At 59.6% G+C, this 22785-nt stretch carries 25 protein-coding genes; 5 read left to right on the top strand and 20 right to left on the bottom strand.

Annotated features, from left to right (window positions below; translation table 11 throughout):
• Positions 1–100: 100 nt before the first annotated feature.
• From tolB to ruvC, 11 genes are all read right to left on the bottom strand, one after another.
• Positions 101–1444 carry a Tol-Pal system beta propeller repeat protein TolB gene (gene tolB, locus MWU53_RS02575; RefSeq protein WP_247090516.1) on the bottom strand — a complete coding sequence of 448 codons (1344 nt, stop codon included), beginning with the start codon at positions 1442–1444 and terminating at the stop codon, positions 101–103.
• A gap of 17 nt (positions 1445–1461) precedes the next feature.
• Positions 1462–2190, bottom strand: coding sequence for a copper homeostasis protein CutC (locus tag MWU53_RS02570; RefSeq protein WP_247090158.1), 729 nt, complete (start codon positions 2188–2190; stop codon positions 1462–1464).
• A 28-nt stretch (positions 2191–2218) separates the two neighbouring features.
• Entirely contained in the window at positions 2219–3262 is a 1044-nt protein-coding gene (locus MWU53_RS02565; protein WP_247090156.1) for a hypothetical protein, read from the bottom strand.
• Between the two features lie 7 nt (positions 3263–3269).
• Positions 3270–3752 (bottom strand): ExbD/TolR family protein, encoded by a 483-nt coding sequence (locus tag MWU53_RS02560; protein WP_247090154.1) that lies wholly within the window; start codon positions 3750–3752, stop codon positions 3270–3272.
• Between the two features lies 1 nt (position 3753).
• Positions 3754–4449, bottom strand: a complete 696-nt coding sequence (gene tolQ / locus MWU53_RS02555; protein WP_247090152.1) for a protein TolQ — start codon at positions 4447–4449, stop codon at positions 3754–3756.
• 111 nt (positions 4450–4560) lie between these two features.
• Positions 4561–4944 carry a tol-pal system-associated acyl-CoA thioesterase gene (ybgC, locus tag MWU53_RS02550; protein ID WP_247090150.1) on the bottom strand — a complete coding sequence of 128 codons (384 nt, stop codon included), beginning with the start codon at positions 4942–4944 and terminating at the stop codon, positions 4561–4563.
• Between the two features lie 25 nt (positions 4945–4969).
• Complete coding sequence (gene thpR / locus MWU53_RS02545) at positions 4970–5506, bottom strand: RNA 2',3'-cyclic phosphodiesterase (RefSeq protein ID WP_247090148.1); 537 nt, start codon at positions 5504–5506, stop codon at positions 4970–4972.
• Positions 5506–6180: a hypothetical protein gene (locus MWU53_RS02540; protein ID WP_247090146.1), complete on the bottom strand. Its 675-nt coding sequence runs from the start codon at positions 6178–6180 to the stop codon at positions 5506–5508. The genes thpR and MWU53_RS02540 overlap by 1 nt, the downstream gene beginning before the upstream one ends.
• Before the next feature lie 56 nt (positions 6181–6236).
• Complete coding sequence (ruvB, locus tag MWU53_RS02535; RefSeq protein WP_247090144.1) at positions 6237–7298, bottom strand: Holliday junction branch migration DNA helicase RuvB; 1062 nt, start codon at positions 7296–7298, stop codon at positions 6237–6239.
• An 18-nt stretch (positions 7299–7316) separates the two neighbouring features.
• Positions 7317–8003 (bottom strand): Holliday junction branch migration protein RuvA, encoded by a 687-nt coding sequence (ruvA, locus tag MWU53_RS02530; protein ID WP_247090141.1) that lies wholly within the window; start codon positions 8001–8003, stop codon positions 7317–7319.
• A complete protein-coding gene (ruvC, locus tag MWU53_RS02525) occupies positions 8000–8506 on the bottom strand; it encodes a crossover junction endodeoxyribonuclease RuvC (RefSeq protein WP_247090140.1) in 507 nt (168 codons plus the stop codon). The genes ruvA and ruvC overlap by 4 nt, the downstream gene beginning before the upstream one ends.
• 356 nt (positions 8507–8862) lie before the next feature.
• On the opposite strand from ruvC, the gene MWU53_RS02520 reads away from it, so the two are divergent.
• Positions 8863–9057: a DUF1127 domain-containing protein gene (locus tag MWU53_RS02520; RefSeq protein WP_247090138.1), complete on the top strand. Its 195-nt coding sequence runs from the start codon at positions 8863–8865 to the stop codon at positions 9055–9057.
• 137 nt (positions 9058–9194) lie between these two features.
• Here MWU53_RS02520 and MWU53_RS02515 read toward each other — a convergent pair whose 3' ends face one another.
• The 6 genes from MWU53_RS02515 to rpiA all read right to left on the bottom strand — a co-directional run bounded on the left by MWU53_RS02515 (position 9195) and on the right by rpiA (position 15471).
• Positions 9195–10724, bottom strand: coding sequence for a Do family serine endopeptidase (locus MWU53_RS02515; RefSeq protein ID WP_247090136.1), 1530 nt, complete (start codon positions 10722–10724; stop codon positions 9195–9197).
• A 112-nt stretch (positions 10725–10836) separates the two neighbouring features.
• Positions 10837–11028: a DUF2065 family protein gene (locus MWU53_RS02510; protein ID WP_247090134.1), complete on the bottom strand. Its 192-nt coding sequence runs from the start codon at positions 11026–11028 to the stop codon at positions 10837–10839.
• Positions 11025–11897 (bottom strand): protease modulator HflC, encoded by an 873-nt coding sequence (locus MWU53_RS02505; RefSeq protein ID WP_247090132.1) that lies wholly within the window; start codon positions 11895–11897, stop codon positions 11025–11027. The genes MWU53_RS02510 and MWU53_RS02505 overlap by 4 nt, the downstream gene beginning before the upstream one ends.
• Complete coding sequence (gene hflK / locus MWU53_RS02500) at positions 11897–13054, bottom strand: FtsH protease activity modulator HflK (protein ID WP_247090130.1); 1158 nt, start codon at positions 13052–13054, stop codon at positions 11897–11899. Before hflK ends, MWU53_RS02505 begins: the two co-directional genes overlap by 1 nt.
• 129 nt (positions 13055–13183) lie before the next feature.
• On the bottom strand, positions 13184–14551 hold the full coding sequence (gene gor / locus MWU53_RS02495; protein ID WP_247090127.1) for a glutathione-disulfide reductase: 1368 nt from the start codon (positions 14549–14551) through the stop codon (positions 13184–13186).
• Between the two features lie 137 nt (positions 14552–14688).
• Positions 14689–15471 (bottom strand): ribose-5-phosphate isomerase RpiA, encoded by a 783-nt coding sequence (gene rpiA, locus MWU53_RS02490; RefSeq protein WP_247090125.1) that lies wholly within the window; start codon positions 15469–15471, stop codon positions 14689–14691.
• 129 nt (positions 15472–15600) lie between these two features.
• Between rpiA and MWU53_RS02485 the strand changes: the two genes are divergently transcribed.
• From MWU53_RS02485 to MWU53_RS02475, 3 genes are all read left to right on the top strand, one after another.
• Positions 15601–16284: a glutathione S-transferase family protein gene (locus tag MWU53_RS02485; protein WP_247090123.1), complete on the top strand. Its 684-nt coding sequence runs from the start codon at positions 15601–15603 to the stop codon at positions 16282–16284.
• Positions 16285–16348: 64 nt separating this feature from the next.
• On the top strand, positions 16349–16702 hold the full coding sequence (locus tag MWU53_RS02480; RefSeq protein ID WP_247090121.1) for a YbaN family protein: 354 nt from the start codon (positions 16349–16351) through the stop codon (positions 16700–16702).
• 94 nt (positions 16703–16796) lie between these two features.
• Positions 16797–18176, top strand: a complete 1380-nt coding sequence (locus tag MWU53_RS02475) for an L-serine ammonia-lyase (protein ID WP_247090119.1) — start codon at positions 16797–16799, stop codon at positions 18174–18176.
• Positions 18177–18194: 18 nt separating this feature from the next.
• Here MWU53_RS02475 and MWU53_RS02470 read toward each other — a convergent pair whose 3' ends face one another.
• Positions 18195–18878, bottom strand: coding sequence for a thiamine diphosphokinase (locus MWU53_RS02470; RefSeq protein ID WP_247090110.1), 684 nt, complete (start codon positions 18876–18878; stop codon positions 18195–18197).
• A gap of 144 nt (positions 18879–19022) precedes the next feature.
• Between MWU53_RS02470 and MWU53_RS02465 the strand changes: the two genes are divergently transcribed.
• A complete protein-coding gene (locus MWU53_RS02465) occupies positions 19023–21056 on the top strand; it encodes a hypothetical protein (protein WP_247090108.1) in 2034 nt (677 codons plus the stop codon).
• Positions 21057–21104: 48 nt separating this feature from the next.
• Here the strand turns inward: MWU53_RS02465 and MWU53_RS02460 are convergent, their stop codons facing one another.
• Positions 21105–21386, bottom strand: coding sequence for a DUF2842 domain-containing protein (locus MWU53_RS02460; RefSeq protein WP_247090106.1), 282 nt, complete (start codon positions 21384–21386; stop codon positions 21105–21107).
• A 4-nt stretch (positions 21387–21390) separates the two neighbouring features.
• Entirely contained in the window at positions 21391–22686 is a 1296-nt protein-coding gene (locus MWU53_RS02455) for an adenylosuccinate synthase (RefSeq protein WP_247090104.1), read from the bottom strand.
• Between the last annotated feature and the right edge of the window lie 99 nt (positions 22687–22785).

The raw sequence follows: 22785 nt of genomic DNA, 5'->3' as shown, positions 1-22785 counted from the left end.
ATCATTTTGCCCTTTTTGGGCATGCTCTTTCATATTCTTGCCGGAAGTCTAACATTTCACCGGCGATTTGAAAACAAAGCGCATTCGCGCCCGTTTGGGTTTAGTTCAGCAAGGGCGACCACGCAGGGTCAGATGCCGCCCCTTCGGTCAGGACGCGGCGCAGATTGCGGCCAGTGATGTCCACCGAATAGAGCGACGCTTCGCCCGTTTCACCCTGGCTTTCACGGGTGAACATGATCACGCGGCCGTTGGGCGACCAGGTCGGGCCTTCGTCCAAGAACGAGGCTGTCAGAAGGCGTTCTTCTGATCCATCGGTGCGCATCACGCCGATATGGAAGCGGCCCGCATTCTGTTTGGTAAAGGCGATTAGATCGCCACGCGGCGACCAGACCGGGGTGCCATAGCGGCCTTGTCCGAAGCTGATCCGCGTCGCCTCGCCACCTGTAGCGGGCATAACATACAGTTGCTGGCTGCCCGAGCGATCGCTTTCAAACACAATGCTCGATCCGTCAGGCGAAAAGCTGGGCGCGGTCTCGATCGAGGGGGCCTGAGTCAAACGGCGGGCCTGTCCGCTGGCAATGTCCATTGTGTAAAGGTCCGTGTTGCCGCCCGCAGACAGCGAATACACAACGGTGCGGCCATCCGGCGAGAAGCGCGGCGCGAAGGTCATGGTTCCCTCTTGGCTGGACAACACGCGGCGTCCGACCGTGGCCACATCCAGCACGTAGACCTGCGGGAAACCGGTTTCATAGCTGGTGTACAGCACGCGATCCCCTTGAGGCGAGAAGCGCGGCGCCAGTACCAGCGCCGAGCTATCGGTCAGGTACTGCACATTTGCGCCGTCATAATCCATGATCGCCAGACGCTTGCGACGGGCGTTCTTCGGACCGCTTTCGGCCACAAATACCACGCGGCTGTCGAAATAGCCGCTTTCGCCGGTGATCCGGCTATAGACGATATCCGCGACCTTGTGCGCCATGCGACGCCACCCCGCCGCCCCGCCCGAGAACTGCAGGCCCTCGCCCAGCGGTTGGCCCGAGAACACGTCGAACACGCGGAACTTCACGTTGATGCTGTCGCCCGAGCTGCTGACCGCCCCGGTGATCAGCGCCTGTGCGTTGATCGCCTTCCAATCGGCATAGGCCACAGGGCTTGAAAAGTTGGTCACGCCCGAGATGAACGCATCTTGCGGGATTTCGCGAAACAGCCCGGTGCTGGCCAGATCCGCAGCGATCACGCGCGCGATTGAGCGGGCAAAGTCCGAAGCGCCGCCGTCTTCCGGCACAAAATCGGGAATGGCAAAGGGCAAAGGTTCGATGACGCCGTCGGTGATCTCGATCCGCAGAGGACCATCGGATTGAGCAGACGCTGTCGTCACGTGCCCCGCCATAAACGTGGCACATGCTGCCAGAAGGCAAGTCACTTTTCTGAGCTGGAAACCCATGCGTTTCGATCTGCGTGTCATTGTTCCAACGCTCCCTTCATCAGTTGCACCATATGCTTAGAGGTTGTGGCCCTGCCACTGGCAGGGGAAAAATCAGAGAAAATCCGCTCGTTTGCGATCTTTTCAGCACAAGAGGCATGAATTTCGGCGACCCCTGTATCGCGCATGAACGCCGCAACGTTCTGGTGGGTCAGCCCACACCCCGCCATCACCGATATCCGACCGTCAGCCCGCGCAACCATATCGCGCAACATCGCAGCCCCGTCTGGCGCGTCAGGTGCCGCGCCCGAGGTCAACACCCGGTCGAACCCAAGCTGGATGGCCGTGTCCAACGCCTTAAGCGGGTCTGGCACCACATCGATCACGCGATGCAAGGTGCTGCCCATCCCGTCGGCGGCTGCTAATAGACGCTTCAGCCGCGCTTCATCCAACCGGTGATCGCGTTTCTGCGCGCCCAGAACGACGCCCTCCAGCCCAGCCTCTTTTGCGGCCTGAATGTCCGCCACCATGATCGCTTCATCTGCATCCGAGAAGTGGAACAGCCCCGCGCGGGGGCGGATCATGGCAAAAACGGGGATAGACAGCGTCGCGGCCTGCCGCATCAGTCCAACAGAGGGGGTTAGCCCGCCTTCGGACAGAGCCGAGCACAGTTCGACCCGATCTGCGCCGCCGTCTTGTGCAGCACGCGCGCCGTCGAACGTGTCCACGCAGACTTCAAGCGGGATCATGTGAGTTGATCGGGTCATGACCTCTCCCCTCTGTGTTTCGGACCCATCACTTGATCCTCATCTTGTCGGGGTTGAAGGTCATCTCGATCTCGCGCCACTGGCCGTATTTCTCGGCAGGCAGGTCAAAGCCACGCGCGCCGCAGCGGATGATGGCGCGGCGGGCGGCTTGGAACGCGGTGTTCGCGGCGGCCTGGTTCGGGCCGTCCCAACTGTCCAGCGTGATCCCTTCGGGTTTGCCTTCGCGGCTCATCGTGACCAGCACGACCACGGTTGTGGACAGCGCATCTGTCGACGACGACCCGAGGTTCCAGCACCGGCTCACGGCCACGCGCAGCCCATCTTTTTCGCCACGCGTCAGCGGCGGGCCAAGCGGGATGTCCTGTGCAGGCGCGTCTTGAGCGCCGCCTGCCACCTCGTTGGCAACAGCATTCGCAACGGCGTTGGCGTCAGCGGGGGGCGTTTCGGCGGGCGTTTCCGGTTGTGCCACCTGCGGACGCGGGCGGTTCGGGCGCGATTTTGGTCGTTGCGAGGTCGCCGGTGCAGCAGAGGGTTCATCTGCTGGTTTTTCGGCCTCGGTCACGATCTCGGTCGTGGCTTCAGCGGGCGCGGCGGGGGTGACCTCTTCGGGCGCGGGGGCCGCTTCAGGGGTCGGCTCGGGCGTCACAGCTTCAACCGGCTCCGGCGCTTCTTCGACCGGGGTTTCAGGTTCGGGTGCAGCCTCGGGGGCCACACGAGGGGCGGCTTCAGGCGGCGCAGCTTCTGTGACGTCAGCGGGTTCTTCCACTGGCACCGGCTCGGGTTCAGGCTCGGGTTCGGGTTCCGGGGTGGGTTCTGGTTCTGGCTCGGGCTGAGGTTCTGGCTCAGGTGTCGGCTCCGGCTCGGGACGCGGCGCGGGCGCCGGGCTTTCCTCAGGCGCATTGGCCTCGCCTTTCGGGGCACTCAGCGCGGCAAATTCATCCTCTGAGATGAACGAGACATCGGACACTGACACAAGCTCATCGTCGCGGTCCCACTTGAAGACCCCGCCGAAAAGCACCCACAGGATCAGAACCCCATGAGCGGCTGTCGAGATATACAGCCCCTTGCGCATCTCTGCCTCAGTTCCCCTGCCCGGTCAGCGTCGGCCCACCGCCTTCGGTTACGAAACCGATCTTGGAAAAGCCTGCTGCGTTCAAAGCGCCCATGATCTGGGCGGTCGTGTCCCATTCGACCTGACCGTCGATCCGAAGGAAAATCTTGTCGTCCACACGCTCGGCGGCAACGGCGCGCAGGCGCGGGATCAAATCGTCGCGCGCAATCTCAGTCGTTTGCAGAAAGACTTGACCTTCTGCATTGATGGTGATGGCCAAAGGCTCTTCTTCGGGTGCTTCTAAAGATTTCGCCGCCGTCTGTGACAGCTCGACCGGGACGCCGACCACCGACAAGGGGGCGGCCACCATGAAGATGATCAGAAGCACCAGCATGACGTCCACGAAGGGCGTCACGTTGATTTCGGCCATTACCCGGCGATGCTTACCACGACGACGCCCACGACGGGCGCGCCGATCGGCACCCCCGCTGGCTTGCACATTCGCGCCCATCTTAACTGTCCAACTGTCGGCTGAGGATGGTGGCGAACTCGTCCGCGAAGGCCTCGTAGCCAGAGAGGATGTTGTCGCTGTCCACGCTCAGCTTGTTGTAGAACACCGCGGCTGGGATCGCCGCCAGAAGCCCAAGACCCGTCGCCAGCAGCGCCTCGGCGATGCCGGGGGCAACAACGGCCAGGTTGGTGTTCTGTTGCTGGGCGATCTCGATAAAGGCGTTCATGATGCCCCAGACGGTGCCAAACAGACCAACAAACGGCGCGGTCGAGGCGACCGTAGCCAAAAAGCTCAGCCCCTTGTTCAGGCTCTCGCCTTCCTTGGCAATCGCCACATCCATCGAGCGATCAATACGCGACTGCGCATTGGCGATCAGCCCGCCATCCGCCCGATGCGAGCGACGCCATTCCAGCATCCCCGCCGCGAAAACCTTTTCCGCCGAGCCCGAGGGGCTGGGACCGATCTGGTCGAACAGCTCGTCCAGCGGCTCGCCCGACCAGAACTTGCGGTCGAACACATCTGCCTCAGCACGGGACTGCCGAAATGCCATGAATTTTGTGATGATGATGGCCCAAGACCAGACCGACGCAACGATCAGCAGAAGCATCACCAGCTTCACTGTGAATGTCGCACGTAGAAATAGGGCCAAGAAGGAGAAATCAATCTCCGCCGCTGCCGAAAGCGCTTCCGTTTCCATAACTCTGCCTCTGTACCGCCGCCTCTTTGGGCCGCTTTTCTGCACGAAGATTAGCCCATGCAAAAGCCAATGGCTATCAAAACCGCGTCATCAGCAGGATTTGCTGTAATATCAGTGCACCAACCGGCGAATATTTGCCGGAAGACGGGCGGGCGCCCCCGTGTCCGCGATGCACACGATGGTCACAACCGCCTGAAACAAAACCTGTTCGTTGCGTTTAACCACCTGCGCCAGCACCAGACGCGCAGCTGTCACTTGCTCAACTGATGTTTCAACCTGTAACTCATCGTCAAATTTGGCGGGCGCGATATAATCTGCTTCGACCCGGCGCACGGCAAAAACCAGCCCCTCGTCCCGCATGGCATTCTGATCAATCCCGATCTCGCGCACCCAATCAGACCGCGCCCGTTCGATATAGCGCAGATAGTTGGCGTAATAGACAATCCCGGCCATATCGGTGTCTTCATAGTAAACGCGAACGGGGAAATGATGCATCGGTGCCTCGTGATTTTTGCCCACTCTAGGACGTCAAAGGATAGTCCGCCAAGACTTCGTATCGTGCGCCCTCGGGGCGCAGTTCCGAGCGGTACAGAGACAGGGTGTCCAGCTGCGCATCTGGAAAGCGGACCGCGCCATGGGTCTCCAACACGTGCCCCAGTGCGGTCATGTCCGCAGGCAGGGGTTTACGGGGCAGCCGCGCCACCGTCACATGAGCACGAAACCGACGATGCGGCAGGGTGATCCCGGCCCGACGCAGGCAGGACAACACGTGTTTCTGCAGCCCATCCACACCCGACACCATCAAGCCCAACACAGACGGAACCTTACCGCCCAAAGGTTCTAGTCCAGAGAATTCGGCGGTGACGGCGGGAAGCGAGGTGGCCTCGAGGACCTCGTGCAGATCCTGCAGTGCCTCGTGGGGCTGATCGTCCAGGAACGCCAGCGTGATGTGCAGGTTTTCAAAGGGCTGCGGACGCCCGATTTTCAGCCGCGCGGCGAAGCGCTCCACCTGATCCGCGTGATCATCAGGTAGTGGAAGAGCGAGAAAACTGCGCATCAATGCTGCGTTTCACCCTCGGGCACCACCACCTGCATCCGCGCAAACATGCGCAAGGCATGAGATGCATCTCCCGCACAAGGCGGCAGGATCGGATCATAGGCCGCTTTGATCAGGGCTGCGATTTCCGGGCGTAGGATGGTCTGGCCATCGGGTAGCAAGGCCAAGGGACTTTTCGCGCCAAACGCGCCCTCGCCCCACAAAATCACGGCCTGCACCGCCTGCGCCAAAGCGATGCTTTCGGCGGGTTGCTCGGCCATCTCGCCCGACATGCATACAAAAGTGAAACAGGCCTGAATGGCCCCGTCATTGTCGAACCGGAATGCACGGTATTGGCTGGCTCCGGCGGCTTTCAGTCGCGGGACAAGAGGCTCAAGATCCGGGATCATCTCGCCCAGTTTCGGAACGTCCAAAAGCTCGTCCCAGTCCCGGAAGAAGAACACCATCAGGTTGGCGCCCAGTTCGGGATCGGTCTCGGCCATCTTGTGACCGGCCAGAACCACAACCGCCTCGATTGCACCCTTAACGATCTCGAGTGTTTCTTCCTCGACGCCGAAGACCACCGGCACAATTGGACGGCCCCAGCGGGCAAAGGTGAAACTGCCATCGGGTCGCGTGAAATGCGCGGTGACATCTTCGGGGGTCATAAGCGTCATCTGTGGGGCGTCGGTCATGGGCGATCTCCTTACTCGGCGCTGTGTGTCGCGCAGGCAGCGTCCCGTTGCAAGACTTATCCCTCGAACAATTGCCCTTGAACCTTCTGCTCGACCTTCGGCGCCTCAAGCCCAAGATGCCGCCACGCGCGCTGCCCCAGCATCCGACCACGCGGGGTGCGTTGGATCAGGCCTTGCTGCAACAGATAGGGTTCGATCACCTCTTCCAGCGCATCACGGCTTTCCGACAGGGCAGCAGACAGCGTTTCGATCCCCACTGGGCCGCCGCCATAGTGTTCAGCCATCAGGCCCATATAGCGCCGGTCCGCACCATCAAGGCCCAGATTGTCCACACCCAACCGGGTCAGAGCGTTATCCGCTATATCGCGCGTGATACGCCCGTCGCCTTCGACCACGGCGAAATCCACCACGCGGCGCAACAGACGACCCGCGATCCGAGGTGTACCGCGGGCGCGTTTGGCAATTTCGTGCGCGCCATCTACGTCTGCAGGTGCACCCAACTTCACAGCATTGCGCGAGACGATCTCGTGCAGTTCATCCACGGTATAGAACTGAAGCCGCGTCGGAATGCCAAAACGGTCACGCAGGGGCGTTGTCAACAGGCCCAAACGGGTGGTCGCGCCGACCAGCGTAAACGGCTGAAGCTCAATCCGCACGGTGCGCGCGGCAGGGCCTTCGCCAATCACCAGATCCAGCTCAAAATCCTCAAGCGCGGGATAGAGCACTTCTTCAACGACGGGGTTCAAGCGGTGAATCTCGTCAATGAACAAGACGTCATTTGCTTCCAGATTGGTCAGGATCGCCGCCAGATCGCCCGCCTTGGCCAACACCGGCCCCGAGGTCATGCGGAAGTTCACCCCAAGCTCGCGCGCCATGATCTGCGCCAGAGTGGTTTTGCCCAGACCGGGCGGGCCGTGGAACAGCACATGGTCCATCGCCTCGTTTCGGCGGCGGGCACTTTCGATGAAGACGCGCAGGTTGGCGCGGGCCTCGGCCTGACCGATGAAATCGCCAAGCGCCTGCGGGCGCAGGGCACGATCCACTTCTGCACGCTCTTGCGGCGTGGGCGCAGGACGCAGCGTAGGATCAGGGCTGAAAGCGGGGTCCGAATTCGACATAAGTTAATCCTTCAACCCTTAGCCTTTGGGCGCAAGCAGTTTCAGCGCCGCACGGATCAACCCGGCGGTGTTCAGCCTCGGATCGTCACCCAAGGCCTGCGCCACGGCCGAGGCAGCCTCGCCCGGGGCGTAGCCCAGATTGGTCAGGGCCGACAGAGCTTCGGCCTGCGCGGCGGGATCAGCATTGGGTGTATTAGGAACGGTGGGTGCAGGCGCGGGCGTTGCGACTTCGATTACGGCGTCGTCTGCATCAACAACCGGTGCAGCACCGGTGCTACCCCCTGCCCCTGCCAGTGCCATAACACTTGCCGCTTTGTCTTTCAGTTCGTTCACCACGCGCTGCCCGGTTTTGGGGCCAATCCCCTTGGCCGCTTTCACCGCGTTCCAATCCCCCAAAGCAATCGCGCGGCTGACGCCATCTGCCCCCAGCGTGCCTAGAATGGCCATCGAGGCTTTCGCCCCCACGCCCTGCACGCTCATCAAAAGGCGATGCCATTCTTTCTCGACCAGCGAGGTAAAGCCGAACAGCTGCAAGTTGTCTTCCCGTACCAACAGGTCGGTATAAAGCGCCACGGCCTCGCCATTTCCCGGCAGCGCCGACATGGTCCGGTCCGAGACATAGACCAGATAGCCCACGCCCTTCACGTCAATCAGCACGTGATCCTCAGCCCGATAGTCAATGCGTCCTGCGATCCGTCCAATCATGCTGTCGCCCTTTTCACTGCGGCCTCAAGCCGTCCTGCGTTTTGTGCGTGGAAGGAATGGCAGATGGCAATCGCCAAAGCATCCGCCGCGTCCGGCCCGGTGATCTGCACGCCCGGCAATTGCATCCGCACCATGTGATCCACTTGTTTTTTGTCGGCGTGGCCCACGCCAACCACGGCTTTCTTCACCGCGTTGGGGGCGTATTCGCCAATGCTCAGTCCCGCCTGCGCCGGCACCAACAGCGCGATACCGCGTGCCTGTCCCAGCTTCAGCGTGCCAACCGCATCCTTGTTCACGAAGGTCTGCTCGACCGCTGCGGTATCCGGCTGAAACCGCACCACCACCTCGGTCAGCTGTTCATGCAAAGACAGAAGCCGCGACGCCAGATCCCCCGTTCGGGACAGGCAAACGCCATTGGCGACATGCGACAGACGCGTCCCCGCGGTGTCCACAACACCCCAACCCATGTTTCGAAGTCCCGGGTCGATGCCAATGATGCGCATATCCTGCCCTGCTCTGCTGTTTCGCGCCTTTTCGGCGCTTGTTCGTTGCGCCTTCAGAATTAGCACGAAACAAGAACATAGGCCAGCGAGATTTGCGCATGTCAGTCTTGCGAGCCGTTTCAAAAACCAGAACCAATAAAACACGAACAAAAAACCTGTTGGCCCGCCTCACTGACAGGAGAGATTTCTTACCAGATTCCGACCAAATTCGACATCGCAATTTCCGAAAGCGACCCATTGCACAAAACGCATATGGGACATGCAAAAACCGCGCTTGTCGCATGGGTTTTTCGGTCCTAGATGGCGCTTCAGAGCAATTCAGCTCGCCCAACCTCTTTTTTGTGAAGGACACGAAAATGGCTGCTTTCGAAACCATGACTCCCGTAACCCACGGCGTCTTCGGGGGCCGTCTGTCCGACGCCATGCGCGGTATTGTTGCCGCAGTGGTCGCCTGGAATGACGCTCGCGAGACCCGCAACGCACTGTCGAAACTGACGGATCGCGAGCTTGATGATATCGGGCTGTGCCGCGGCGACATCGACGCAATCTAAGACTTCGCCACTCGCGAATACGTTTGCACTGAACGTCCTACGATCAGACGCAGACGCAAAGTAAAACCCGCGCTTACCCAGCGCGGGTTTTGTTTTGCCCGCCAGATCAGATCCGGCGGGAAATTTCTTGCCCGGGTTTACTCCTCCAGCGACAGCGCGACAAAGCGCGGATTGCCATCCCGACGGACCAAAAGCAGGACCGATTTGCGACCACCGTCGCGGGCGACTTGCAGGCTGGCCTCGAGATCCTCAATCGTGGCAACAGGCTGCTGCCCTGCTTCCGAGATCAGGTCACCCGCACGGATGCCTTTTTCGAACGCTTCGGTGTCTTCGTCGATGTCCAAAACGGCTAGACCGTCTTCACCGGGGTTCAGGCCCAGTGCTTCGCGGGTGCTGTCATCCAGCGGTGCCAGCGACATGCCCAGCAACTTGCTGGGTTCAGCAGGGGCTGAGGGCTCTTCATCGGTAGTGTTCGATGCGGCCACGGCATCTTCACGACGACCAAGGGTCACCTTGATAGTTTCCGTCTTGCCGTCCCGCAGGATCATCACGCGCACGGCCTTGCCAACCGGTGCGTTGCCTACGGTGCGGACCAGTTCGCCTGAATCCGTGACATCAACACCGTCGAAACTCAGGATCACGTCATTGACCTGAATACCTGCCTCTTTCGCAGGGCCATCCGGCACATCCGTCACCAGCGCACCATCGGTGCTTTCCAGACCCAGTGCTTCGGCAATGTCATCGGTGATGTCCTGAATGCGCACGCCCAGCCAACCGCGACGGGTTTCGCCGAATTCTTTCAGCTGACCAACCACACGATCCACCACGGCCGAAGACATGGCAAAGCCGATCCCGATCGAGCCACCATTGGGGCTGAGAATCGCAGTGTTCACGCCAATCACCTGTCCATCCATGTTGAACAGCGGACCGCCCGAGTTGCCACGGTTAATCGCGGCATCGGTCTGAATGTAGTCGTCATAGCTGCCCGACAGCTCGCGGTTGCGCTGCGACACGATCCCGGCCGAAACCGAGAAACCCTGCCCCAGCGGGTTGCCAACGGCCATGACCCAATCGCCAACGCGCATAATGTCGCTGTCACCAAAGCTGACATAAGCCAGCGGCGCGTCGCTTTCGACTTTCAGAAGCGCGATGTCGGTGTTTGGATCGGTGCCAACAACCTTGGCTTCCAGTTGGTCTTCGCGGTCGAAGAATTCGATCAGGATCTCATCTGCCCCTTCAATCACGTGGTTGTTGGTGACGATGAACCCGTCTTCGGAGATCACAAAACCCGAGCCCAGCGCCTGACTGCGGCGTTGACGCTGCTGAGGTTCGCCGCCGTTAGGGCCTTGTTGGTTGCGGTCAAGGAAATCGCGGAAAAATTCTTCAAAGGGGCTGCCTTCCGGAATCATCGGCTGCGGCCCGCCTTCGCGCCCTGCTACAATCGTCGAGGTCGTGATGTTCACCACGGCGGGACTGACCTGTTCCGCCAGATCAGCAAAGCTTTCTGGTGCGCCGCGCGCATCTGCACGAAGGGATGTTGCCAACAATGTGGCGACCGCAAGGATCAGGGCCACAAAGCCCCGATAATACTCTGTCTGCACCTGCCTTAAGGCGTATGCCTGCGCTCTCACACTACTCTCCTTTTCGATATCTACCGGATAAACCATCCGTTTAAATGATAGTCTCTAGATAGGAGCCGAAAAGCGCAACGCAAAGTTTGGGCGGCGACCTCACCGCTATGTGAACATGCGTAACACGGCGTGAGCGGTCAGGCCGGAATTATGTCCCGGCCCCAGACAGCCAGACCAAGAGCACACCAAGCGCCAATGCGACCAATCCGATCATGCGCCGCTGATCCCGTGACATGGCCGCCATCATCTGTACCAAATCATCCAGACGCGAAGGGGCCAGTGCGAACACCAGCCCCTCGATCACGAGCACAAGCCCGATACCTAGTAAAACAAGGCTCATTGCCGGCCTTTCTCCGATTCCAGATAGTCGAAGAATTCGCTATCCGGTGAAATCACCAACGACGAATTTCCAGTGGTCAGAGATTTCTCATAGGCTTCCAGCGAGCGCAGGAAGGTAAAGAACTCGGCGTCACGGCCCAGCGCTTCGGCCAGAATAGCGGTACGGCGGGCGTCCGCCTCACCACGCACGATCTGAGCGTTCTTGCGGGCTTCCGACACGGTTTCCACCACGGTACGATCTGCGGTCGCACGCAGACGCTGAGCAGCTTCGTTACCACGGGCGATCTCGTCTGCTGCCAGACGCTGACGCTCGGCGCGCATCCGCTCAAAGGTGGCTTCAAGGTTTTGCTTGGGCAGGTCGGCGCGCTTGATCCGCACGTCAACGATATCAACGCCAAGCGACAACGCCTGCGCACGCGCCTGATCACGGATCTGGTTCATCAACACGACACGGTCAGCAGACAGAACAGCGCCAGAGTTCACCTTACCCAGAACCTCACGCAATTCAGCGTTCAGGATCCGCTCAAGACGCGGACGAGCACCTTCGATCGAGCTTGCGCCAACTGCACGGCGGAATTGCTTGGCATCCGCAATGCGCCAACGGGCAAATGCATCGACCTCAAGACGCCGACCATCGGCCGGGGTAACCTCAAGCTTTCGCGTGTCCAGCGGCAGGATACGGTCGTCGTACTTTACGATCTCGTGTAGGAAAGGAACTTTAAAGTTCAGGCCCGGCTCGCGGATCTCGGCGGTCACCTCACCAAACCACAGACGCAGAGCGGTCTGCCGTTCATCAATAATATAGACCGCCTGCAACGCACCAACGACCAGAGCGAACAGGACAAAAAGACCGATTTGAGTACGTTTCATCAGTTCGACCCTCCGCTGTTGGATTGCGATTTGTTCAGCTCGTTCAGGGGCAGATAGGGCACGACGCCGCTTCCGCCACTGATAGCTTCATCCAGAATGACCTTGTCGACGCTGGACATGACTTTTTCCAGCGTTTCCAGATACAGGCGTTTGCGCGTGATATCCTGCGCCTTCTGGTATTCTTCGAACACGGCAAGGAAGCGTGCGGCTTCACCTTCGGCTTCGTTCACGACCTGCGCACGATAGCCTTCGGCCTGCTCCACCAACTGAGCGGCTTCACCACGGGCAGCCGCGACGACGCGGTTGGCGTAGGCGTCGGCCTGTTTCTGCAGCGTATCGCGGGTCTGTTCAGCAGCCTGCACTTCACGGAAGCTGTCGATAACTTCAGCAGGAGGGTCGGCGCGGTCAAAGTTCACACGCACAATGTTCACACCCGATTGATAGCCATCCAGAGTTGCCTGAATCAGTTCTTCCAGTTCTTGTGCAATGACGCCACGATCCGAGGTCAGGATCGGCGCCAGAAGCGAACGCGCGATAATCTCGCGCATGGCGGATTCGGACACGGCTTGAATTGTGTTTTCCGGAGCGGCCAGATTGAACACGAACTTTTCGATGTCCGAAATGTTCCACACAACCTGGAAGTCGATGTCGACGATGTTTTCGTCCCCCGTCAGCATCAGGCCTTCCGAGGTACCATCACCAATGTTGATGACGTTTTCACGCGTAGTCGCATAGATTTCCTTGGTCACGACGGGCCACGGGGCGAAGTTTAGACCCTCTTGCCCAACGCCATAACGCTCGCCGAACAGAAGTTCGACCGATTGCTCGGATGTGTCCACGCGATAGAAGCTGGCAAAGACCCAAACCGCAGCCGCCACCAGTGCGACCAGAAGGATCGAACCGCGCCCAATGCTGGGACCGCCCGAGCTTTGCCCGCCGTGACCGCCGCCTTTGCGACCGTCACTACGGCCACCCATGAGCACACGCAGTTGCTCTTGGCCTTTTTTCATCAGCTCGTCGATTTCCGGGATCTGGGGGGTATCTCCACCGGGGCGATTGTTGCCGCCGCGGTTGCCATCATTGTTCGAGGGGGGACGTCCGTCAGAGCCGCCACGGTTTCCACCGCCGCCCCAGGGACCGCCATTATCGCTGGCCATCTGGTCCAATTCCTTCCGTGTTAAAAACAGGGTTTCGCGGTCATAACTGGCCCTTCGGGCACAGAATTTCAAGGCAAAGGGACCGCAATGCGCCCCCTTTTCACATGTTTAGATGCACTTATTGCTAGATCAGTCGCTGCGCGTGGGTGACTTCATCAGCACAATCTCTTCCGACATGGTCGGGTGAACGGCCACCGTGCGGTCGAAATCTGCTTTGGTCGCGCCCATTTTCACGGCCACGGCGGCCAGCTGGATCATCTCACCCGCGCCGTCGCCGACGATATGCACGCCCAATACTTTCTGGCTCTCTTGGCTGACGATCAGCTTGAACAGAACACGTTCGTTCGATCCAATGAAACTTTTCTGCATCGGGCGGAAGGCTGCGCAATAGACGTCGATCTTTTCTTGGGCACGCGCATCTTCCTCGGACATGCCAACGGTGCCGTATTCCGGTTGCGTGAACACGGCTGAGGCGACGTTATCGTGGTCGGGCTTCGTGGGATTGCCGTTAAAGACAGTTTCGACGAACGCCATGCCTTCGCGAATGGCGACCGGGGTCAGCGTGATCCGGTTGGTCACATCGCCCACCGCATAGATCGAGGGGACCGAGGTCTGGCTGTAGTCATCCACGACCACTTCCCCGCCACGGCCCAGCTTCACCCCGATTTCTTCAAGGCCCAACCCGTCGGTGTTTGGCACGCGCCCGGTGGCAAAGAGCACCTGATCAAAGACCTCTTCACGGCCATCCGTACCTTTCACCCAAATTGCGCCGTCACGTTCCTCCATCCGCTCAACCTCAAGACCGACATGCAGGTCCACACCGCGCTCGCGGATGTGTTCGGCCAAGAAGCCGCGCACTTCGTCGTCAAAGCCGCGCAGAATCTGTGCGCCGCGATACCATTGGGCGACATGGCTACCCAGACCGTTGAAGATACAGGCAAATTCGGTTGCGATATAGCCGCCGCCCACGATCAGAATGCGCTTCGGGAAGTCTTCCAGATTGAACACTTCGTTCGAGGTAATACCCAGCTCGGCCGCGCCCGGCGTATCCGGGATGAAGGGACGTCCACCGGTGGCCACAAGGATGTGCTTGGCAGTAAAGCTTTCACCCGTTGACAGCTCGACCGTGTGGGCGTCTTTGACAACCGCACGGGCGTTATAAATGTCAGCCCCCGAGTTGCCGAGGTTGCGGGTATAGATGCCTTCCAGCCGATCAAGCTCGGCATGAAGCGCGGGACGGAAGGTGCCCTTCCAGTCAAATTCGCCACGCGCATTGCCCTGCCAGCCATATGCGGCAGCGTCAGCAGCCGCCGGACCATGCTGCGAGGCAAAGACCATAAGCTTTTTCGGCACGCAGCCACGGATGACACAGGTGCCGCCCATGCGGAACTCTTCGGCCAGCGCCACTTTCGCACCGCCTTCGGCTGCCACACGGCCAGCGCGCACGCCGCCCGAGCCGCCACCGATTACAAAGAGGTCATAGTCAAATCCGCTCATATCCATTGCCTTTCACGTCCCACCCGGTCGGGTGTGCATCACATCAGGGTTTGCATCCGCTGAGAACTAGGTGCTTGCGGCTGGGCTTTCCACCCCCGCAATTGTCACATTGATCACGTTTTCGCGTCTGATCCCAATCAGATATCCGCGAAAATATTAGCATCCTGACTGGTTTCCACCTGCACCTCGGTCAAGGTGCCGTCAGTCAGATCGGTCACTTCGATCCGGCCATCACCGTGGCCCGAAATCACCATATCGCAAATGTCGATGAACAAGCCGTTTTCAACGACACCCGGGACCTGGTTCAAAGCAAGCGCCAGATGACGCGGATCGCCGATCCGTTTCAGGTGCAGATCAATGATATGGTTGCCCTGATCCGTCATGAACGGTTCATCGTCAATCATCCGCACCACGGTTTCCCAACCCAGCACGTCCATTCCGTCCAACATCGCTTCGACCGTTGCGCGGGTCGTTTGCAACCCGAAAGGTACGACCTCGATCGGCAGGGGAAAGGCGCCAAGATGCGCCACAGATTTCGAGTGATCGGCAATCACAATCATTCGGTCCGATGCTGATGCGACGATCTTTTCGTGCAGCAACGCCCCGCCGCCACCCTTGATCAAGGTCAGTTCAGCGTCGTATTCGTCGGTTCCGTCAATGGTAATATCCAGCCACTTGACGTCATCCAACGTCGCGATCCGCAGACCGGCCTCTTGCGCAAGGATGGCCGTGCGATGGCTGGTCGGTACGCCGACAATTCTCAGCCCCTCTTGCCGCACACGTTCGCCAAGATATTTAACCATCCACGCCGATGTCGACCCGGTCCCCAGCCCGATGCTCATCCCATCTTCGACAAACTGTACCGCGTATTTCGCCGCAATGCTTTTTGCCGTGTCGATAGGTGAAAGTTCTGCGGTCATAACAACGAATCCCTCAAACCAAGCAACTTTTCCACAATTTATAGGGCTCTGCCTCTTCATTGGCGAGTACCGAGCCCCGCCGACATCTTTTTTCTGGTCAGTTTGCGATTGATTTGATTGTCTCGCCTCATGTTAAAACTTCACTATGCCCCCGACAACGCATCCTTGATCATCCGGCTTGTACTAGAGGAACTTGGCGCCCCCTATGAAACCGTTTTGGTTGATCGCGGCAGCAATGCGCAGCAAAGTCCCGCGTATCTGAGGGTCAATCCAATGGGGACGATCCCCGCGCTTGAGACCCCGCATGGTGTGGTCTTTGAAACTGCCGCCATCCTGTTGTGGCTTGTGGATCGCGCGGGGCGACTGGCCCCGGCTGTGGACAGCCCGGATCGCGGCGCTTTTCTGTCGTGGATGATGGTGGCGTCCAACGGGTTGCAGACGGATCTGCGCCAGCATTTCTATGCAGAACGCTTTACGACCGGGTCCGTTGCGGAATACCGCCGCATCGTCGCGGAACGCCTGCGTGGGCATCTGGATCGCTATGAAGCGTTGCTGGGCGAAGGGCATGCATGGTTTGGGGCTGAGAATCCAACCGCTCTGGACTTTTATGTTGCCACCCCCCTGCGCTGGTTCGCGCTGTATCTGCAGGGCGAGACATGGTTTGATCTGGGTCACTGGCCACGCCTGCACACCCTTGCCAAACGGATCGAGACCCGCCCGGCGATGCAGGCCGCAATCGCCGCCGAGGGCTTGGGCGAGAGACCCCTCAGCAACCCCTCGCCCGCCAATCCGCCAGAAGGTGTGGCGCTGTAAAGCACCATCTGGACAATCCCCCTCCGGCATCTGAGACTGCCGGCCAGCAACACAGGCGCAGGATATGGGCAAGTATTTCTATCTTACTCTTGGTTGGTGCGCAGTCGCGCTTGGCCTGCTCGGGGTCATTCTGCCCGTTCTGCCCACCACGCCTTTTCTGTTGGTCGCTGCCTTTGCTTTTGGCAACAGCAGTCCACGCGCCCGCGCTTGGTTGATTGACCACGCCCATTTCGGCCCGGCCATTCAAGACTGGGAAGAACGCGGCGCGATCTCGCGACGGGCCAAGACATTGGCGACCAGCATGATGACGCTTGTGCTTGTCGTCTCGCTGATCCTGGGCGCCCCATGGTGGGTCGTTTCGGCACAAGTTCTGCTGATGGGGGCAGGCGCGGCGTTCATTCTGACCCGCCCAGACTGATCTTCAACGCGATTGGCGTAAAAACTGTCGCTTTTTCACGCACCTAATGGCGGAAAATCCGCACAATGGTCTGACGAAATCAAGCGAGGTCAAAATGTTCCTGTCTGTATTTGACATGTTCAAGGTCGGGGTCGGTCCCAGCTCGTCCCACACGATGGGGCCGATGGTTGCGGGTGCGCGCTTTTTGGAGCTGCTGCGTGAGCAGCCTTTCCAGGTGCATGGGCTGAAGGCCTCGCTGCATGGCTCGCTTGCCTTTACTGGCGTCGGCCACGCGACCGACCGCGCCACCATTCTGGGCCTCGCAGGCTTCCTGCCCGACAGCTATGACCACGCCAAAGCCGAAGCTACGCTGGCGGACATCGAGGCGACCGGCACCGTGTCCCCTGAAGGATTGGGCACGCTGAAATTCGCGCCCAAAACCGACCTGATCTTCGACTACGAACATTCCCTGCCCGGCCACGCCAACGGCATGCAGCTGATGGCAACCGACGCGCAAGGCGACGTGGTTGTGCGCGAGACCTACTACTCGATCGGTGGCGGTTTCGTTGTGACCGAGGCCGAGCAGGCGCAGGAAGCCAAGCTGGACGCTGAAGACGCCAAAACCCACCCTTTCCCGTTCGAAAACGCGGTGCAAATGCTTGAGATGGCGAAAGCGTCGGGCAAAAGCATCGCGGACATGAAGCGCGCCAACGAACTGGTCCATATGGGCCCCGCCACACTGGCCGAAAAGCTCGACCGGGTTTGGGAGGTCATGCAGGACTGCATCGAGCGCGGACTGGCGAGAGATGGCATCCTGCCCGGCGGCTTGATGGTCAAGCGCCGCGCCAAGGCCATTTATGACAGCTTGGTTGCCGAACAGGGCCTGAACCTGACCGCCCCGCATACGATCAACGACTGGATGAGCGTCTATGCCATGGCGGTGAACGAAGAAAACGCCGCAGGTGGGCAGGTTGTGACCAGCCCGACCAATGGCGCGGCGGGCGTGTTGCCTGCCACGATCTATTATTGGCTCAATCACGTGCCGGGTGCATCGTCTGCGCGCATCCACGACTTCCTGCTGACAGCCTCGGCCATCGGGGCCATCGTGAAGCACAACGCGTCGATCTCGGGTGCCGAAGCCGGGTGTCAGGCCGAGGTCGGATCGGCCAGCGCCATGGCCGCCGCAGGTCTGTGCGCCGTAATGGGTGGCACTGCCATGCAGGTAGAGAATGCAGCCGAAATTGCACTGGAACACCACCTTGGTCTGACCTGCGACCCCGTGCGCGGTCTGGTGCAGGTGCCCTGCATCGAACGCAACGGTCTGGGTGCGATCAAAGCGGTCTCGGCGGCCTCTCTGGCGCTGCGCGGAGACGGCACCCATCTGGTCCCGCTGGACGCCTGTATCAAGACGATGTTCGAGACCGGTCAGGACATGATGGAGAAGTACAAAGAGACCTCTCTGGGCGGTCTGGCGGTCAACGTTCCAAACTGCTGACCCCCTGAGTTTCCGGGCCTAGGGGCAGCGCGCCGGGTCGCCCTGCCACAGGGCCCGTACGACCTGTGTCAGGAACGCGCGGGGCAGGATCACCAAAAGCCCCTCGCCCTCGGCAGATAGGGTTACTGGGCTTTCCGTCACCTCGTTCGAGGTGCCGATCTGCCCCCATGGCGCGAGTTCCAGCCCCTCGACCGGCCAGCGTAAACCGGTGCAATTCGCCACCACGCGGGCCATCGGGAACAGCGACAGCCGCGTGCCTGCGGGTAGGTCCAGAGTGACCTCGTGGGACAGGTGAAAACAGACATCTTCCTCGCCCAAAAGAATCGCTGGCTTCCGCGCCCGACGCACCAAAACCGAATAACAGGCCAGCTGGTGATCCATGCGCTTGCCAGTAAAGCCCGCGCACAGGATCACCGGGGCGTCTACCAGATCCAAAGCCTTGTCGAAATCCGTCCTGTTTTGGTCTGGGGTTTCGATTAGAATCGAGGGGTCGAGCTCCGCACGCGTCGCATCGGATATGGAATCGAAATCCCCCGAAACCCCCAAGATATCAAGGCCCAGAGACACTGCGCGGTTTGCCCCGCCATCAACGCCAAACAGATTTGGAGCCACTCTTAACGATTCAGCGATGTCTTTCGCGGATGATTGACCACCACCTAGCAGCGTAACCCCTTCATCCAGACGTAGAACTCGACAACCCATGGTTAGTATTTTGACCTCTCTCCGCACAATCGCCACATTTCCGACACAGAAATGTACTTTCCGCATCGCGCTTTTGCGCAATTTAAGCAGCATTGTAGTTAGATGTATCGTTGTCGTCGTTCTGGTTGAGAAGGTAAATTTTTAATGGTTAACAACAACAAGATCCTCACGGTTTCCTATGGCACGTTTTCCTGCACGCTGGAAGGATTTGATGATCCGTTTGGCGCCATGAAATCGATTGCCGAATACTTCCGTGGGTTGGCCGAGCAAGACCGCTCGTTCGGCGCAGAACCCGTTGCACCCGATGCATCTGTTCTGCACCAGATTGCCGAGCGTGAATCCCTGAAACAGGTGGATGCCGAGATCGAGGATAAGGGCATCATCCTGCGCCAAAGCGCCGAAGACCTGAAGACGCACGCGACTGTCCAGTCAGAAAGTGACGACGATAAGCCCGCCACACAGACAGCCAAAGTTGTCGCAATGGGCACACTGTCTGAGGAACGTGAAGACGACGCGGGTGCGGAACATGATCTGAGCGAAGACGATGCGCTGTCGAAACTGTCCCGACTGCGCGCAGCCGCGATGAGCGATGTGCCGACCTCGGACGAGTTTCTGGAAGACGAGCACGCCGCTGGCTCGGAGAAATCGGCGCTGACGGATCTGGATGATCTGGACGATTTCGAAGAGCTGATCAGCAATCATGCGCGTGCAGCGGATGTAGTAGCTGAAGAAGATACCGTATCGGAAACTGCAGGGCGCGAAGCCAAGCGCCAGCGCGTAAAAGATCAGATCGCAATGAACGATGATGCGGCGCCTGAAGCAAATGAGCAGGCTCCGGTGCTCGATCTTGGCGAAGAAGCGGTCGTCGATACCGCACTGGTCGCGCTGCAAGCTGAAGACACCGATCGTCGCGAAAGCACAGCGGGCGAGGCTGGCAACGTTTCGCGCGTCCTGCGTGTTAAACGTAAGCGCCGCAGCGACGGTGAGGAAAACGTCGTCATCTCGCAAACAAACACGCCTACAACTGACAGCATCGAAGACGTGACCGAAATTGACGTTGATGCATCCGTAGAAACGGCAGCAGTACAAGAGCCTGCATTGACCGCCGAGCAAGAGGCCGAACTGGCCGCTGAGTTGGCTCAGGTCGAGGCGGAAACCCGCGCCGGACATGTCGCAAAGGGCGACCCCGCACCGGCGGTCAAATCCGCATTTGCCTCTATCGCTCCGCTGCCTCCCCTACCGCTGGACGATTCCCTGCGCGTCGCCGTTCAGGAAGTCTCGACCAAGGTGGGAGACAGCATCACAGGTGATATTTCGGCCAGCGCCCCCCGCAGCGAGCTTCACAGCGAGATCGAAGCGCTTTTGTCGACGATGGAGGCCGAAAGCCGCATGGACGCGCGCCGTGAGCGCCGCGCCCAAGTCTTCGATGATCAGGAGTCTGCGCGTGATGATACCGCGCTGGACCGTATTTTGGCCGAAACCAACACACATATGGACGATCAGCATGCCTCGCGTCGTCGCAACTCGATCAGCCACCTTAAGGCCGCCGTTCAGGCTACTCGCGCCGATAAGGGAACTGGCCCCGTTGATGGCACTGAAGAACAGCAAAAATCAGTCTATCGCAACGATCTGGCAAAGGCCGTCAAGCCCCCCAGCCCTGATGCGACCGCACAGAAGACGCCGGAACCTCAGCGCGCCTCGCCTCTGGTCCTGATTTCCGAGCAACGGGTTAAAGAAACGGAAGCCGAGCAGGACGCAGCTGTTACGGCACCGCGGGACCGCCTTGTTCGCCCCCGCCGCGTCAATGTCAGCACGACCCGCAAGCGCTCGGATGCGACCGAGACAGATTCGGATGCAGAGCCGGTCTTCGCCGCCAATACAGATCTGGCTGCCTTTACGACATTCGCTGCTCATATCGACCATGATGACACCGAAGGCTATCTGCGTGCGGCTGCATCGTTCGTCACGCAGAAATCAGGACTGACCCATTTCAACCGCCCTCAGGTGGTGAAACTGGTGACAAAATTGGATGTTCCCGGCGGGATCTCACGCGAAGATGCGCTGCGCTCGTTTGGCCGTCTTCTGCGGGAAGGTGAGATCATTAAGGTGGCGCAGGGATGCTATTCGCTGACCGCTGCGGATACCACCCTAGGTAAGGGCGGGTTGCAAACCGCCTGATCGAACACAGTTCTAGACACAAAAAAGGCCCCGATATCGGGGCCTTTTCTATTCGTTGTTTTCCTTGTCCTTTAGGGCATATTTCCCTGCAGGATCATGGGGATAGCTGGCCTCATCCGCATCCGGATCCGCCTTGCCGACCCCCAGGAACACCTGCTTCAGCGGCACCATCCACAAAAAGCCAAGCGCTGCGTAGATGATGAACTCAAGCCAAATCGGCGGACGGTTGAACAGACTGACCACGAACACCGCCGCGACGATGTAAAGTGGCAGCCCAACGACCAGCACTAGAAGTGCCAGTCGCTTCCGCGCCTTGTATCCCAGCGCCATCAGATCAATCCGCGAACGGGTCAGTCACCAGAATGGTGTCATCCCGTTCCGGGCTGGTGGATAGAAGCGCCACGGGGCACTCGATCAGTTCTTCCACGCGCTTGACGTATTTGATCGCGTTGGCGGGCAAATCATTCCAGCTGCGTGCGCCTTCGGTCGATTCTGACCAACCGGGCATCTCTTCATAGATCGGCGTGCAACGGGCTTGCTGATCGGCTGCGGTGGGAAGGTAATCCATGCGCTCGCCGTCCAGTTCATAGCCCACGCAGATCTTCAGCGTCTCGAACCCGTCTAGAACGTCCAGTTTCGTCAGTGAGATCCCCGTCACGCCCGACGTGGCGCAGGTCTGGCGCACCAAAGCGGCGTCAAACCAGCCACAGCGGCGCTTACGTCCGGTGGTGGTGCCAAACTCGTGCCCACGTTCGCCCAGACGCTGACCATCATCATCGTCCAGTTCGGTTGGGAACGGGCCTTCGCCCACGCGGGTGGTGTAGGCTTTCACGATGCCCAGAACATAGTCGATCGAGCCCGGCCCGATACCCACGCCGGTGGCGGCCTGTCCTGCGATCACGTTCGAGGACGTCACAAAAGGATAGGTGCCGAAATCAATGTCCAGAAGCGCGCCTTGCGCACCTTCAAACAGGATCCGATTGCCAGATTTGCGCTTTTCGTTCAGCACTTTCCAGACCGGAGCAGCAAATTTCAGGATAGCCGGCGCGACCTCTTTCAACAATGCGATCAGCGCGTCACGGTCGATGGGCTCGATGCCCAGACCTTTGCGCAGCGGATCGTGGTGCTGCAGCGCGCGGTCGACGCGGGCCTCAAGCGTGGCATGGTCTGCCAGATCGGCTACGCGGATGGCGCGACGGCCCACTTTATCTTCATAGCACGGACCGATACCGCGACCGGTGGTGCCGATCTTGGTGCCTTTCGATGCGGCCTCTTCCCGCGCACGATCCAGTTCGCCGTGGAAGGGCAGGATCAACGGAGTGTTTTCCGCGATCATCAGCGTTTCCGGCGAAATATCAACGCCTTGCGCGGTAACTGTTTCGATTTCCTTCAGCAGGTTCCACGGGTCCAACACGACACCGTTGCCGATCACACTCAGCTTGCCGCCACGCACAACACCCGAGGGCAGCGCGTGCAGCTTGTAAACCGCTCCGTCAATAACAAGAGTATGGCCCGCATTGTGCCCCCCTTGGAATCGGCAGATCACATCGGCACGTTCGCTGAGCCAGTCAACGATCTTACCTTTTCCTTCATCGCCCCATTGGGCGCCTACGACAACGACATTGGCCATGGTCTTTTTCCTATCTCAAAGAAAACCCGGCCCGGTATAGCGGCACATCTTCCCCAGCGAAAGGAGTATTTGCTGCGAATGCAGAAAGGTCGCGATCAT

This window comes from Aliiroseovarius sp. S1123 (assembly GCF_023015885.1).
GTDB lineage: Bacteria > Pseudomonadota > Alphaproteobacteria > Rhodobacterales > Rhodobacteraceae > Aliiroseovarius.
This window is presented reverse-complemented; position numbering and strand designations above follow the sequence as displayed.